Source organism: Segniliparus rugosus ATCC BAA-974 (genome assembly GCF_000185725.2).
Lineage (GTDB): Bacteria > Actinomycetota > Actinomycetes > Mycobacteriales > Mycobacteriaceae > Segniliparus > Segniliparus rugosus.
Map to the genome: position 1 here is coordinate 1230976 of NZ_KI391954.1, position 14068 is coordinate 1245043.

The 14068-nt window shown below is 68.6% G+C and carries 11 protein-coding genes; 1 reads left to right on the top strand and 10 read right to left on the bottom strand.

All coding sequences use genetic code 11. The features are described from left to right. Positions 1–87: 87 nt before the first annotated feature. On the bottom strand, positions 88–939 hold the full coding sequence (locus tag HMPREF9336_RS15635) for an alpha/beta hydrolase-fold protein (protein WP_007468720.1): 852 nt from the start codon (positions 937–939) through the stop codon (positions 88–90). A gap of 40 nt (positions 940–979) precedes the next feature. On the opposite strand from HMPREF9336_RS15635, the gene HMPREF9336_RS15640 reads away from it, so the two are divergent. Further along, the gene (locus HMPREF9336_RS15640; protein ID WP_084206707.1) at positions 980–2098 is read left to right on the top strand and encodes a glycerophosphodiester phosphodiesterase family protein; all 1119 of its coding nucleotides are present in this window, start codon (positions 980–982) and stop codon (positions 2096–2098) included. Between the two features lie 34 nt (positions 2099–2132). On the opposite strand, the gene HMPREF9336_RS15645 is transcribed toward HMPREF9336_RS15640, so the two are convergent. The 9 genes from HMPREF9336_RS15645 to HMPREF9336_RS15685 form a co-directional block, all read right to left on the bottom strand. Beyond that, a complete protein-coding gene (locus HMPREF9336_RS15645) occupies positions 2133–3248 on the bottom strand; it encodes a hypothetical protein (RefSeq protein ID WP_021030846.1) in 1116 nt (371 codons plus the stop codon). Beyond that, positions 3245–5425: a malate synthase G gene (locus tag HMPREF9336_RS15650; RefSeq protein WP_007468725.1), complete on the bottom strand. Its 2181-nt coding sequence runs from the start codon at positions 5423–5425 to the stop codon at positions 3245–3247. Before HMPREF9336_RS15650 ends, HMPREF9336_RS15645 begins: the two co-directional genes overlap by 4 nt. Positions 5426–5482: 57 nt before the next feature. After that, entirely contained in the window at positions 5483–6562 is a 1080-nt protein-coding gene (locus HMPREF9336_RS15655; RefSeq protein WP_007468727.1) for a hemolysin family protein, read from the bottom strand. 133 nt (positions 6563–6695) lie between these two features. Then, positions 6696–8114 carry a hemolysin family protein gene (locus tag HMPREF9336_RS15660; RefSeq protein WP_021030847.1) on the bottom strand — a complete coding sequence of 473 codons (1419 nt, stop codon included), beginning with the start codon at positions 8112–8114 and terminating at the stop codon, positions 6696–6698. Positions 8115–8372: 258 nt separating this feature from the next. Continuing rightward, positions 8373–9815 (bottom strand): NADP-dependent phosphogluconate dehydrogenase, encoded by a 1443-nt coding sequence (gene gndA, locus HMPREF9336_RS15665; RefSeq protein ID WP_007468732.1) that lies wholly within the window; start codon positions 9813–9815, stop codon positions 8373–8375. Positions 9816–9902: 87 nt separating this feature from the next. Next, complete coding sequence (locus HMPREF9336_RS15670; protein ID WP_007468734.1) at positions 9903–10841, bottom strand: M56 family metallopeptidase; 939 nt, start codon at positions 10839–10841, stop codon at positions 9903–9905. Further along, entirely contained in the window at positions 10838–11239 is a 402-nt protein-coding gene (locus tag HMPREF9336_RS15675) for a BlaI/MecI/CopY family transcriptional regulator (protein ID WP_007468735.1), read from the bottom strand. Before HMPREF9336_RS15675 ends, HMPREF9336_RS15670 begins: the two co-directional genes overlap by 4 nt. 204 nt (positions 11240–11443) lie before the next feature. After that, on the bottom strand, positions 11444–12412 hold the full coding sequence (locus tag HMPREF9336_RS15680) for an SDR family NAD(P)-dependent oxidoreductase (protein ID WP_007468736.1): 969 nt from the start codon (positions 12410–12412) through the stop codon (positions 11444–11446). A 2-nt stretch (positions 12413–12414) separates the two neighbouring features. After that, entirely contained in the window at positions 12415–14040 is a 1626-nt protein-coding gene (locus HMPREF9336_RS15685) for a flavin-containing monooxygenase (protein ID WP_007468737.1), read from the bottom strand. Positions 14041–14068: the final 28 nt, after the last annotated feature.

The window sequence follows — 14068 nt, forward strand, 5'->3', positions numbered from 1 at the left end:
CAAGTTGGCGGCGGACTCGGGAGCCCGGTAGCGGAAACAAGAACGAACGGAGTCCCGCTCACCCGGTGAGCGGGACTCCGCTTGTTTCTAGGCTGCGAGGTGCTTGCCCAGCCACGCCAGCTCGTCCGGCAGGTGCGCGCCCCAGAACGCGCCGTCGTGCCCGCCGGGGAAGAAGCCGCCCTCCGGTTTGGGGTCCATGCCTGCGATGAACGAGCGGGTGGCGGAGGCGAAGGGGTCGGATTCGCCGATGTCGATCCGCAGCGGGATCTGCGCCAGCGCGGAGCGCAGCTCGAAGCCGCTGTAGCGGTCGTGGTCCTGAGCGGAGTCGAAAGCCCCCGGCGCGGTCCCCGAGCCGGGCTGCCAGAGCGCGGGGCTCGCCGCGCAGATGGCGGCGGTCCGGACCGGGCCGAAGAGCGCCCCGATCCGCAGAGCGCCGAAACCGCCCATGGAGATGCCGTGGAAAGCGACTTTCGAGACGTCGAGGCCGCGCTGGCCCAAGAGCGGGATGAGTTCTTGGATGACCATCTGGCTCGCGTCTTCGCCGGTGGCGCGCGGGTGGAAGTAGGTGCCCTCGCCCATCTTCCCGCCGTCGACGCCGACCACGGCGAAGGGCCGCGCGCCCGAGGCGACCGCCGAGGCGACGGCTCCTGCGAAGTCGAAGCCGAAGATTTCGGTGTGGTCGCCGCCGAGCCCGTGCAGATGGATCACCGCCCGCAGCGGTCCGCTCGCGCCTTTGGGCCGCACGATCGCCCAACCGGTCTCCCTGCCGTTGCGGAACTTCGAGGAGAAACTGCCGGTCTCGACGTCGGCGGGGTCGGCGAAGGCGTGACAGCCCGCCCAGCCGAGCGCTCCGGCAGCGGCGGCGGCGCTCGCGCCGAGGAAGAAGTTCCGGCGCGAAATCTGCCGGAGGATCGGGGCGCGTCGAGTGGTGTGCGGCATAGGGTGAAGTTTCTGTGATGGGGCGAGTACCATGCTGACAATGGACGATCACAGCGTAATCGGTGGGCCGGAGAACGGCGTGCATACGGGCGCGCGCCCCGCGCGGCGCGTCCGACTGTGGCCGCTGCTCGCGGCGGGGCTCGCGCTGACCGCGTGCCAGCCTCCCGTGCCGCAGGTACAGATCGGGAAGCGCGTCGAGGTGATCGCCCACGAAGGCGGGCGCGGGTTGAACCTCGGCGACTCGTTGGCGGCGTTCCAGAGCGCGTTGGATCTGGGCGTGGACGTGCTCGACCTCGACATCGTTCCGGGGAAGGCGCAAGGGGCCGACGAGCTCGTCGGGTACCAGCGCCCCGCGCCGTTGGTGTGGGGCGACCTGACGGCGAGCGCGTCGAAGTGCAACGGGAAGTACGTCGGGCAACCGCTCAAGGACCTCACCTTCGCCCAGGTCTTCACCATGGTGTGCGACAAGGCCTCGCCGAGCTTCCCCGACCAGAAAGCCGTTTCCGGCAACAAGATCGCTTTGCTGCAGCAGGTCTTCAACCTCGTCAACCGCAGGTCGAAGTTCACGTTCGACATCCAGATCCACACCGTCCCGAACGATCCTTCCTCCTCGACCCCGGAGCAGGCGACCGAAGCGGTCCTGCTCGAGTCGAAGCGGGACCACCGAGAGGGGCAGATCAGGGTCAAGAGCTTCGACTGGCGCAATCTCGACCTCATCAGGCAGCAGAACCCCAAGGTCACGCTGATCGCCATGTACGACGAGCGGACGTTCTTCTCCGGCAGCCCCTGGCTGGGCTCGGTGGACTACGCCGCCGTCGGCGGCGATCCGGTCAAGGCGGCGCAGCGCATCGGCGCGAGCATTCTCTCGCCCTGCTACACCACGGCGGGCTGCGCGGGGCCGACTCCGCCGGGGCCTGGGTCTCCGCTGCTGGAGAAAGCCCTCGTGGACCGGGCGCACGCGGCGGGCCTGAAGGTCATCCCGTGGACGGTCAATGACGAGAAGGCCATGTCGGACCTCGTGGACCTCGGAGTCGACGGGATCGTCACCGACTACCCGGACCGGCTGCGCAAAGTGCTCAAGGCGAAGGGGATCGACGTTCCGGACCCGTACAAGCCGCCGGTGGCGAAGACGCTGGAGAAGAACCCGCCCGGGCTTTGACAACTGAGCTTGGCGGGCCAGCCTCGCGCGGCGGTCACCGCGCGAGGCTGCGCGCCGCCTCGCCTGCGAGGTGTTTCGCCTGCGGGCAGTCGATCTGTCCGCCCACCACAACGTACACCGATTGCGCGGAGTTCTGCGCGGGCTGCGGCGAGGCGGAGTCCGCCCCCGCGACTTTCGCGAACGCGGTGCAATGCGGGCCAGAGGGCGGTTTCGGCTTCGCGGACGGGCTCGCCGGAGCGCGTTTGGCCGGGGTCGAGCCCTTGGTCGGCGACGGCGTGGACGTGACGAGCAGCTGGGCGAGGGGAGTCGCAGCCGCGTCGGCCCACACCTGGACGCCGTCCTCTGCGCCGACTGGGAATTGGGCGACTTTGCCGTCCGGCAGGCGGCGGAATTCCACCCACAGCGAGCGCTCGTCCGGAGTGGTCACCAAACCGCAGCGGTACGCCTCGGTGTCCGCGAAATCCACCGAAGCCTTCTCCCGGTCGGCGACGACCGCGCACGGGTCCTCGTCCAGCACCTTCTCCGCCGAGGCGCGGGCGGGAAGGTTGGCCGGCTTCTCCGTCGCGATGGCGGTGGCCACCGCGTTGGCGAGGCCGCAGGGGTTGTCGTGCCGGTACGCGCGGACTTGGATCTTCGCGTCGGGCACGTCCCTCGGAGCCCCCGGATACTTGGCGAGTCCGGAGTCGAAGAAGAAGGAGCACACCGCCCTGTCGCTCGAGCGGCCTTGGTACACGGTCTGCCCATGCGCCTCGAAGTACTCTTCGCCGGGGCTCCGGTCCGCGTCGGGGACCAGGCTCACATCGAACCGCTCCCCGGGGCCGTCGTCGGCGAACGAGAGCCGGCACGAGTCGAGCGAGTCGCCCGGGACCGCGTCCGTCAGCGCGGGCGCGGCCTTGGCGAGTTCGTCCTTCGGCACGAGCGCGCACGGGTCGGACCCTCGCGGATGGCCCGAACGCACGAGGAGGCGCGACTGCGCGATGCCGTCGAGGTCTTTCGCGTACGCCGGCAGCGCTCCCGCGAAGAAGGCCGACGGGTCGACCTTGGCGCGGTTCGAAGTCGTCGGCCCGGCGGGGTCCGTGCCGCACGCCGCCATCAGCAGGGCGAGGGGGAGAAGGCTCCAGGCGCGCTGTTGTCTCGGGGCTCGGCTCATGCCTGTGATGATTGGCGGGCTTTGAACTCTTTGCGCCGACGGTGCAGGATCGGCTCGGTGTAGCCGCTCGGCTGCTCCCGGCCCTTGAGGACCAGCTCTTTCGCCGCCTGGAAGGCGATGTTCGAGTCGAAGTCCGGGGCCAACGGCCGGTACGACGGGTCGCCCGCGTTCTGCGCGTCGACCACCGCCGCCATCCGCTTGAGGCTCTCGACGACCTGCTCCTCGGTGATCACGCCGTGGTGCAGCCAGTTCGCCAAGGTCTGGCTGGAGATCCGCAGCGTCGCGCGGTCCTCCATGAGGCCGATGTTATGGATGTCGGGCACCTTCGAGCAGCCGACCCCGTGGTCGATCCAGCGGACCACGTAGCCGAGGATGGACTGGCAGTTGTCGTCCACCTGCTCCTGGAGCGCGTCGGCTCCGAGCTTCGCCGGGTCGCCGAGCGGCGGCGTGAGCAGATCTTCGATCGGGCCGGGGTCGCGCTTGGCGATCTCGTCCTGGCGGCGGAACACGTCCACTTCGTGGTAGTGCAGCGAGTGCAGCGTCGCGGCGGTCGGCGAGGGCACCCATGCGGTGGTCGCGCCCGCGAGCGGGTGGGCGATCTTCTGCTCGATCATCGCGGCCATCAGGTCCGGCATCGCCCACATGCCCTTGCCGATCTGCGCGTGGTGCGCGAGCCCGGCATGCAGCGACACGTCCACGTTGTGGTTCTCGTACGCGTTGTACCAGGTCTGGGTCTTCTGCTGGCCCTTGGGGACCACCGGGCCGGCCTCCATGCTGGTGTGGATCTCGTCGCCGGTGCGGTCGAGGAAGCCGGTGTTGACGAACGCGAGGCGCTCGCGCGCGGCGTAGAGCGCGGCTTTGAGGTTCGCGGAGGTGCGCCGCTCCTCGTCCATCACGCCCACCTTGATGGTGTTCTTCGCCAGGCCCAAGAGGGCTTCGACCTTCTCGAAGGTCTCCACCGCGAAGGCGACCTCCGCCGCGCCGTGCATCTTCGGCTTCACGATGTAGATCGATCCGGCGCGGGAGTTGCGCAGCGGGTTGTCGGCCTTGATCCCGTGCAGGCCGACGAGCGAGGTGACCAGCGCGTCGAGGAGGCCTTCTGGCACTTCCCGGCCCTGCGGGTCGAGCACGGCGTCGATGGTCATCAGGTGCCCGACGTTGCGGATGAAGAGCAGCGAGCGGCCCGGCAGGACCAGCGGCTCCCCGTCCGCGCCGGTGTAGGAGCGGTCCGGGTTCAGCGCGCGGGTGAAGGTCTTGCCGCCCTTGGTGACCTCCTCGGTGAGCGTCCCCTTGTTCAGGCCGAGCCAGTTGCGGTAGCCGAGGACTTTGTCCTCCGCGTCCACGGCGGCCACCGAGTCCTCGAGGTCCACGATGGTCGAGATCGCGGATTCGAGCAGCACGTCCTTGACGCCTGCGGGGTCGGTCTTGCCGATCGGGCTCTGCGGGTCGATCTGGATCTCGGCGTGCAGGCCGTTGTGGACCAGCAGCACCGCGGTCGGGGCGGACGGCTCGCCGACCCAGCCCGCGAGGCCAGTGGGGTCGGCGAGGCAGACCTGGCGGCCCTCGGCGGTGGTCACGAGCAGCCTGCCGTCGGTGATCGTGTACGCGACGGAGCCGACGTGGCTGCCTTCCTCCAGCGGAGCGATGGTGTCCAGCGCCGCACGGGCGTAGGCGATCACCTTCGCGCCCCGGACCGGGTTGTAGGACGTGCCCTTCTCGGCCCCGTCGTCCTCGCTGATCGCGTCCGTGCCGTACAGCGCGTCGTAGAGCGAGCCCCAGCGGGCGTTGGCGGCGTTGAGCGCGTAGCGGGCGTTGAGCAGCGGCACGACCAGCTGCGGGCCGTTGGTGCCCGAGATCTCCGCGTCCACGTTCTCCGTGGTGACCGCGAAATCGTCGGGGTCGGCCCCGAGGTAGCCGATCTCACGGAGGTACGCCTGGTACTCGGCGGGCTGGAAGCTGTCCTTGTGGTCCCGGTGCCACTGGTCGATGGCGCTCTGCAGCTCGTCGCGGCGGCCGAGCAGCTCACGGTTGCGCGGAGCGAGCTCGGTCAGGATCTCGGCGAAGCCGGACCAGAAGGCCGAGGGGTCCACGCCTGTGCCCGGGATGGCCTCGTCGGTCACGAAGTCGTAGAGCTCTTTCGCGACCTGGAACCCGTGGACATTGACCCGTTCAGACATGGACGACCTTCCTTATCGGTTACTGGAACACGTCCATGTTAGTCCGACCTATCCAGGTCACTCCGGGCGGGCAAGCGAGTTTTTGGGACCGTCCATCAAGCCCCGCACGAGGTCTTCGAGCGAGGCGAGGCCGACGACCTTGTCCGACTCGTCCACCACGAGCGCGAGCTGGGTCGATTCCGCCATCATCGCCGCGAGGGCGTCGTCCAAGTTCAGCGCGGCGGACACGCGCGGCAAGGGCCGTAGCTGCGGCCCTTGCTCGTCCTGATCGTCCGCCTCGCTGGTCATGAGCGGCAGCGCGTCCTTCAAGTGCACGTAGCCGAGGAAGTCGGCAGCGCCGGTCCCCTGCGCGGCGGACACCGGGAAGCGGGAGAACCCGGTCCGCGCCACGGCCTGCTCCACCTGCGCCGCTGTGGGGCCGAGCACACCGCCGTCCGGGGCCAGGCGGGCGGGCAGGCTCACCACGCGTTCGAGAGGGATGGCCAATTCGGCGAGCGTGCGGTCCCCGATGGACAACAGACGGGTGAGCCTGCGGTGCTCTTCTTCGTCCAAAAGGCCGACTTCGCGGGACTCGCTGATCATCGCCCCGAGTTCGGCCACCGAAACGGCGCTGTCGAACTCTTCTTTCGGCTCGACCCCGATGAGCCGGACGAGCGCGGAGGCGGTCTTCTGGAACACCCACGTCACCGGCGCGGTGACGCGCACCCAGGCAGAGAGCAGGCCGGAGAGGAGCATCGCCGCCCGTTCGGGGCCGGAAAGCGCGAGGTTCTTGGGCACCATCTCGCCGAACAGGACGTGGACCGACGCGACGAGCGCGAGGGAGAGCACGAGCGCGGCGGGGTGGGCGAGGAACGCTGGCACGCGCGCGAACGCCGCGACCTCGGCGAGCGCCGCCGCGAACATCGGTTCGGCGGTCCAGCCGAGCGCGAGAGAGGCGAGGGTGACGCCGAGCTGCGCCCCGGTGATGAGCGCGGGCAGCCTGCCGCCGATGGCGATCACGTCTTCGGCGGCGCGTCTGCCCTGGTCGGCAAGGGTTTGCAGCCGGTCTTTGCGGGCGGAGATCAAGGCGAATTCCGCAGCGACGAACAGCCCGTTGACGGCGATGAGCGCGACGAAGGCGACGATTCCCCAGATCATGCGCCATCGCCTTGTCCGTCTGAGGAGCGTTGACGGCCGCGAATCGATCGCAGCGCCCGGACCCAGACGAGAGCCGACCAGCCGAGGAACGCGCAGAGAGCCAGAGGGCCGACGAGCTCGAAAATGCCTGCTGTCATCCGTGCTCCGTTTCCTTGCGCGGCTCCGCGTTCTGACGCTCGCCGATCCAGAGCCGGTCGATGCGCCTGCCGTCCATGGCGAGGACTCGAATCCACCAGGCAGACGGCACGAGGACGCCCTCGTCCTCCTCCTCGGAATGGATCTGCGGCAGTTGCAGCTCGTCGCCGACCTCGGGGATCCGCCCGAGCACGTGCAGCACCAGGCCCGCGACGGTCTCGAAGTCTCCCGGCGGGCAGCGGTACCCGGTCGCCTCGCACAGCTCGTCGGCGCGCAGCAGACCCGAGCAGGCCCAGCCCGCCGTTTGGTCCTGCGGGTCCACGAGCTGGATCGGGAGCTCTTCCGCGCCGTCGTGCTCGTCGGTGACCTCGCCGACGATCTCTTCGATCAAGTCCTCAAGGGTGACAATGCCCGCAGTGCCGCCGTACTCGTCCACGACCCACACCACCTGCATTTTCTCCCGGCGCAGCTGCGCGATGAGCGCGTCGCCGTCCAAGGTGGCGGGCACGGAGGAGACCGGGCGGGCGAGGGTTTCCAACAGGCGCTTGCCACGCTCGGCCCTCGGCACGTCGACCACTTGGCGCACGTGCACGAAGCCCAACGCCTCGTCCAGGTCGGAGGCCTGCTCGCTGCTGCCGGCCTGAAGGATCGGGAAGCGCGAATGCCCGGTCTCCGCCGAGATCCGCAGCAGCTCGTCCACTGTGTTGTCCGCCAAAAGCGCGACGATCCGCGAGCGGGGCGTCATGACTTCTTCCGCCCGGCGCTCGCCGAACCGCAGGGAGCGGTCGATGAGCTGTGCTTCTTCTTTTTCCAGACCGCCGTGCACGGCGGAGTTGCGCACGAGGACGACCAGCTCGTTCGGGGAGCGGGCGGAGCGCAGCTCCTCGGCGGGCTCGACCCCGAAGCTGCGCACCACGGCGTTCGCGGCGCGGTTGAGGCCTCGGATCACTGGCGCGAAGAACGTGGAGAAGCGGACCTGGAACGGCGCGGTCGCCCGCCCGAGCGTCAGCGGTTTGGCAATCGCGAGGTATTTCGGGACAAGCTCGCCGAGGACCATCGACAGGCAGGTCGCGACGATCAGCGCGGCGGCGGACTCGACCGCGCGGATCGCGGAGGCGGGGACTATAGGCTCGATAAGCGGTTCGAGCGCTTCCGCGAGCACCGGCTCCGCGAGATAGCCGGTGGCGAGCGTGGTGAGCGTGATGCCGAGCTGCGCGCCGGAAAGCTGAAACGAGAGGTGGCGGTGCGCTCGCAGAAGGGCTTTCGCCCGCCGGTCTTTGCGCAGCCGGAAATCGGTCTCGACCGTGCCCCGTTCGAGGGTGGTGAGCGCGTACTCGGCGGCGACGAACAGCGCCGTCCCCGCAGTGAGCGCGAGGAAGCCGAGAACGCTCAGAACTTGTACCAATACGTGCGGCATAGCTATGTCGCAGCAGACGCGCGGCGCGCGTCTAGCGCGAGGGTGTCACCCCCGCGCCGGTACTTCGATAGTCATCGGTCACACGCAGGATCATACCTTATGGAGAGCATCGGCGAGGCTTGCTCAGCTTGTGGCTTCGGAGCCGTCCTCGGACCAGAGGGTGTGCCGTTTGCCCTCGTCGTCTGTGCGGGCGCGTGGGTGCTGTCGGGTGGGAGGAGTCGCGCGGCCCCTGGAATGAGCGCTTGACTCCTCTGGGAACTAGCTCTTGACTTCGGAGCCGTCCCCGGACCAGAGGGTGTGCCATTTGCCCTCGTCGTCGATACGGGCATAGGTGTGCGAGCCGAAGTAGTCGCGCAGCCCCTGGATGAGGGCGGCGGGCAGCCGCTTGGCGCGCAGGCCGTCGTAGTAGGCGAGTGTCGAGGAGAACGCGGGAACGGGCACGCCGAGCCCGATGGCCGTGGCCACGACTTTCCGCCACGAGCCGAGCGCCTTGGCGACCGCTTCCTCGAAGTAGGGGGCGACGAGGAGGTTCGGCAGGTCGGGCTGGGCGTCGTAGGCCTGCTTGATGTCGTTGAGGAACCCGGCCCGGATGATGCAGCCGCCACGCCAGATGGTCGCGAGGTCGCCGGGCTTGATGTTCCAGTTGTACTCGTCGCTGCCCGCTTTGATCTGGTCGAAGCCCTGGGCGTAGGAGACGATCTTCGAGGCGAAGAGCGCCTGGCGGACGTCTTCCACGAACCCGTCGAGGTTCGGCTTCTCGGCGAGGTCGCCGGACGGCAGGCCTGCGGCCGCCTTGCGCTGCGCGCGGGATCCGGAGAGCGCGCGGGCGAAGACGGCCTCTGCGATGCCGGTGACCGGGACGCCCAGTTCGAGGGCGGACTGGACGGTCCAGCGCCCGGTGCCCTTCTGCTCGGCCTCGTCCACGATCACGTCCACCAGAGGCTTGCCGGTGCGCGGGTCCTTGTGGCTGAGCACTTCGGCGGTGATCTCGATCAGGTAGCTTTCGAGCTCGGTCGTGTTCCAGCCGCGGAAGATGTCGGCGATCTCGTCGGCCGACAGGCCGGCCACGTCCTTGAGCAGTTGGTAGGCCTCGGCGATGAGCTGCATGTCGGAGTACTCGATGCCGTTGTGCACCATCTTCACGAAGTGGCCTGCGCCGTCCGGGCCGATGTGGGTGCAGCAGGGGACGCCGTCGACGTGCGCGGAGATGGACTCCAGCAGCGGGCCGAGGGATTCGTAGGACTCGGCGGGGCCGCCGGGCATGATCGACGGGCCTTCGAGCGCGCCGACCTCGCCGCCGGAGACCCCCATGCCGACGAAGTGCAGCCCGCGCTCGCGCAGGGACGCCTCGCGGCGAATGGTGTCAGTGAAGAGCGAGTTCCCGCCGTCGATGATGATGTCGCCCGGCTCCATCTCGGCGGCCAGCTGCTCGATCACGGCGTCAGTGGCCGCGCCGGCCTGGACCATGATGAGCGCGCGGCGCGGACGCTCCAGCGCGTCGAGGAACTCGCGGATGGTCTCGGTGCGCACGAACGAGCCTTCCGAGCCGTGGGCTTCCAGGAGGGCGTCGGTGCGTCCGGCGCTACGGTTGTGGAGGGCGACGGTGTGGCCGTGCCGGGCGAGGTTGCGCGCGAGGTTGGCTCCCATCACGCCGAGGCCGGTGACTCCGATTTGTGCTGTGCCGGTAGGAATGCTCACCACTTCACCCTAGCGCGTTTGCGCGAGATCGGCTCTGTGAGGGCGATCTACTTTCGTCGCCCCGGCGAGCGGAGAAGCCCCCTGTGCTGATCAACGCAGGAGGCGGGAGAGTTCGGTGAGCCACGGGACCGCGAGAGCGATGGTCGGGACGATCAGGATGACCGACGCGGCGAGATAGGCCGAGGCGGCGATCAAGGGGGAGCGCTCCGAGCGGCAGAGCCGGTGGACCCTGGCGAGGGTGAACTCGCCGCCCGCCGCGATGGCTCCTGCGGGGGCCGAGGTGTCGGCGAGCGCCACGAGAGCGCGGGCGACCGGAGCGGCCCCGACCGCCGACCGGGCGTGGTCGTCGGCCAGCATCTCCACGAGCATGCGGACGCTGGTCAGCGCGGCCTGGGACCGGACGAGGCGGGGGAACGCCTCGTAGATCGCGGTGAACGCCTCCAAGATGAGGTCGTGGCGGGCTCGCAGATGCGCCCGCTCGTGGCTGATCACCGCTTCGAGCTCGCTCGGCGCGAGCGAGTCCACCGTCCCGTGGCTGATCACCAGCCGATGCCGCAGGCCCGGCAGGCAGTACGCGAACCGCTCCTCGGCGGCGAGCAGGCGCAGGTCTTCCTCCGCGTGCTCGGGGATCCGCCGGTCGCTGGTCAAAAGGTCCACGAGCATGCGGTGGTGGGCGCGGCGGGCCCGCAACGCGACCGCGAGGCGCACGGCGGAGTAGCTCAGACGCGCCCCGACGAGGAGCGTCAGCGCGAAGACGGCGACGCAGAAGAGCCACATCGGCACGCCCAGCCTCGCGAGCTGGGCGTGGACGTCCTGGGTCGGGCGGCCGTCGGGGCCGGGGAGGAGCAGTCGGCTCGCGATGGCGAGCCCGCAGCTGAACGCGGAGAACACAGCGGCGACTGCGACGGCTTGCCAGAGCACGAGCGCGGCGCGGGGAGCCCGTTGCGGCCATTCCGAGGCTCCGAGCCATGCGGGGATCGGCCCTGCGAGCAGGAGGGCGAGCACCCCGAACGCGACGGCTGTCGTCACCGTTCGCCCGCCCCGTTCGCGACCGGAGGGTCGAGCTCTTGTTGCTGGCGCAGCGCCTCCTGCATGGCGAGCGCCTCGCCGGGGGTCACTTGCCCGATGAACCGGACGAGGGCGGCGGTTCGGACGCTTGAGTCGGGCGCTTGGCCGAGCGCGTCCACGAGCAGCGCGGCCACCATGTCTTCGCGGGGCTGCGCGGGGGAGTAACGGTGCGCCCGGTCTTCGCGCCGCTGGATGACTAGACGTTTGCGCGCGAGGCGCTGGAGCACGGTCATGACGGTGGTGTAGGCGAGGTCGCGGTCCGCCGCCAGTTCCTCGTGCACTTGGCGCACGGTTAGCGGCGTGGCCGACGCCCACAGGCGCTCCATCACCGCGCGTTCCAAATCACCGAGACCGTTCATAACTGCAGTATATCCTACCCCCTTGACAACCAAGGTTAGGCTTACCTATAATGGTTGTACCGGACAGAGCCGAGGGCTGCGGCGAGGTCCGGACCACAAGTTGATGGCCCGCCGCGCTGGTGGTCGGCGGGCCATCAACTTTCTTATTTCTTGGTTCCCCTTGGCTGGAGCGCCTCGGCGCTCCAGCTTTGTCGTTTTCTCGGTTTACGAGCTGGCCGAGCCGGCTTTCGCCGCAGGCCGGCTCGAGGCCGGGGCGCTCGCGAGATCCGGGAAGAGCCGGTTGATGAGTCCGCCGAACCGCGCCAGAGCCCATACGCCGAGCTTCTCGGCCCGGTCGACCGAGGCGCCCTTCACGATGAACCGGTTGAGCGACGGCGCGAGCCTGCTGAAGGCGTAGCTGAGCCAGCCTTCGAAGGTCACAGGGACCACGGCGAGGTCGTAGCGGACCGCGCGCGTGACCGCGCGGGCCACCAGGTTGGGGCTGCGCGGGGACAGCGGGAGCCGTTCCATCAGCTCTTGGAGCTTTTTGCCGATCTCTTTGCCCTGCTGGACTATCGTCTCGTCGACGCCGATGGTCTCGGCGTGCCACCCGATGTTGGTGTTGATCACGCCCGGACAGATGGCGCTCACGCCGACCCCGTGCGGGCGGAACTCCAGCCGCAGGCAGTCGGAGAGCATCTTCGCCCCGGCCTTGGACACCGAGTACGGCGACATCACCGGGGTCGCGGCGAACGCGGCGGCCGAGCAGATGTTGACGATATGGCCCGAGCCGCGCTCGACCATCTGCTGGCCGAAGGCCTTGCAGCCGTAGACCATGCCGTTCAGGTTCACGCTCAGCTGGCGCTCCCAGTTCGCCGGCTCAAGGTCGAGGAACCGGCCGCTGACCAGCATGCCCGCGTTGTTCACGAGCACGTCGGGGATGCCGTAGAGGGCGCGCACGTCGTCCGCGAAGTCGCGCCAGGCGTTCGGGTCGGTCACGTCCAGCGGCTCGGCGAACGCTTTGCCGCCCGCCTCCTCGATGAGGATGACCGTCTCTTTCGCCGTCTCGGGGTTGATGTCCGAGACGACGACGCTGGCCCCTTGCTCGGCGAACCGGCGGGCGATGGAGCGGCCGATGCCGCTGCCCGCGCCGGTGACGACGACGAGGCGGGGTTGCAGTTTGTTGATCTTCATGGCTATACCTGCTCGCTTCCGGTGCTGTTGGCGGTGGTGTCGACGGTTTCCGCCTTCGGCGCGACGGCCTCGGCGCGCGTTGCGGCGGGGGCGACCGTCTTGTTGCTGTAGCGGTAGTTGTTCAGCGGGAAGAACCTGTTGTGGTAGTACATCTCGCCGAGCCCGCCCGGTCGGAACGGGGAGTCGCCGTGCTGGTCGATGTAGTAGGTGTTCGACTTCGCGCAGGTCGGGGAGAGCCACAGGTGGTTCTTGTTGCGCTCGTGCATCTTGTGGAAGTACGCGTCGTGCACCTCCTTCTTGATCTCGGCCGTGGTGGCCCCGCGTTTCTTGGTCTCGGCGATCACCCGCGCTGCGTGCGCGGTGGTCGACTCGATGAGCCAGTGGTAGGGGCCGAACACGTAGCCGTATGGTCCGAGCACCAGGAAGAGGTTCGGGTAGTCGACCATCGTGACGCCCTGGTAGGACTGGTAGCGGTTCTGCTTGAAGAACGTCTTGAGGTCCTTGCCGCCTCGTCCGGTGACCGGGAACGGCGGCATGTGGTCCCAGATGCTGAACCCGGTGGCGCAGATCAGCACGTCGACCTCGTGCAAGGTGCCGTCTGCGGTGACCAGGCCCTTCTCGGTGATCTTCTGGATGGAGTCGGTGACCAGGCTGACGTTCGGCCGGTTGAAGGTCTTCAGGTACGTGTTCGACATGGACGGGCGCTTGCAGCCGAAGCCGTACGTCGTCGGGATGAGCTTCTCGCGGGTGACCGGGTCGTCGACCTGGGTGCGCATCCACTTGCGGATCCGCCCGGCGTACCAGTTGGAGCCCGCCTCGATGTACTTCGACGGCAGCTTCCAGATGAAGTCGGGGATGTAGAGGCTGGAGAAGTTCATCAGGTGCCGGATGCCCTTGGCGAAGCCGGGGAAGCCGAACAGCGCCCGCCAGAAGGCGTTGTAATTCAGGTCCGGCTTGGGCGTGACGTAGATCGGGGTGCGCTGGAAGACGGTGAGGTGCCCGGCCTTCGGCGCGATCTCCGGGATCATCTGCAGGGCGGTCGCGCCGGTGCCGATGACCGCGATCCGCTTGCCCTCGAGCTGCACGTCGTTGTCCCAGAGCGCGGTGTGCATCAAGGTGCCGCCGAAGCTGTCGATCCCGTCGATCTCGGGCAGTTTGGGCTGCTCGAGGCCGCCGGTCGCGGCGATCACGTGGCGGGCGGTGATCTCCTCGCCGGTGTCCAGGGTCGCGCGCCAGAAGTTGTTCTCCTCGTCGAACTTGCCGTCCACGACCATGGTGTTCAGACGGATCTTGCGGCGCAGGCCGTAGCTGTCGACCAGTTCGTTGGCGTACTGCTCCAGTTCGGCCCCCGGCGTGAAGAACTTCGACCAGGTCGTGCGCTGCTCGTAGGAGAAGCTGTAGATGAAGGTGGGGATGTCCACCGCGACGCCGGGGTACTTGTTCGCGTGCCAGGTCCCGCCGACGGCCCCCCATTTCTCGACGATGATGAAGTCGTCGATCAGCTTGCGCTTGAGTTCGATCGCGGCCCCGATGCCGCCGAACCCGGCTCCGATGATCAGCACCTCGTGGTCGGGCTGCGCCCCTTTGTCTGGGCCGGTGGTCTGCGCTCGTGTGCTTGTGGCGGTCACTGCTTCTCGCTTTCTCAAATGATGTGGT

Coding starts and splice junctions, on each gene's coding strand:
- HMPREF9336_RS15635 (WP_007468720.1), bottom strand. CDS start 939: ATGCCGCACACCACTCGACGCGCCCCGATCCTCCGGCAGATTTCGCGC.
- HMPREF9336_RS15640 (WP_084206707.1), top strand. CDS start 980: ATGGACGATCACAGCGTAATCGGTGGGCCGGAGAACGGCGTGCATACG.
- HMPREF9336_RS15645 (WP_021030846.1), bottom strand. CDS start 3,248: ATGAGCCGAGCCCCGAGACAACAGCGCGCCTGGAGCCTTCTCCCCCTC.
- HMPREF9336_RS15650 (WP_007468725.1), bottom strand. CDS start 5,425: ATGTCTGAACGGGTCAATGTCCACGGGTTCCAGGTCGCGAAAGAGCTC.
- HMPREF9336_RS15655 (WP_007468727.1), bottom strand. CDS start 6,562: ATGATCTGGGGAATCGTCGCCTTCGTCGCGCTCATCGCCGTCAACGGG.
- HMPREF9336_RS15660 (WP_021030847.1), bottom strand. CDS start 8,114: ATGCCGCACGTATTGGTACAAGTTCTGAGCGTTCTCGGCTTCCTCGCG.
- HMPREF9336_RS15675 (WP_007468735.1), bottom strand. CDS start 11,239: ATGAACGGTCTCGGTGATTTGGAACGCGCGGTGATGGAGCGCCTGTGG.
- HMPREF9336_RS15680 (WP_007468736.1), bottom strand. CDS start 12,412: ATGAAGATCAACAAACTGCAACCCCGCCTCGTCGTCGTCACCGGCGCG.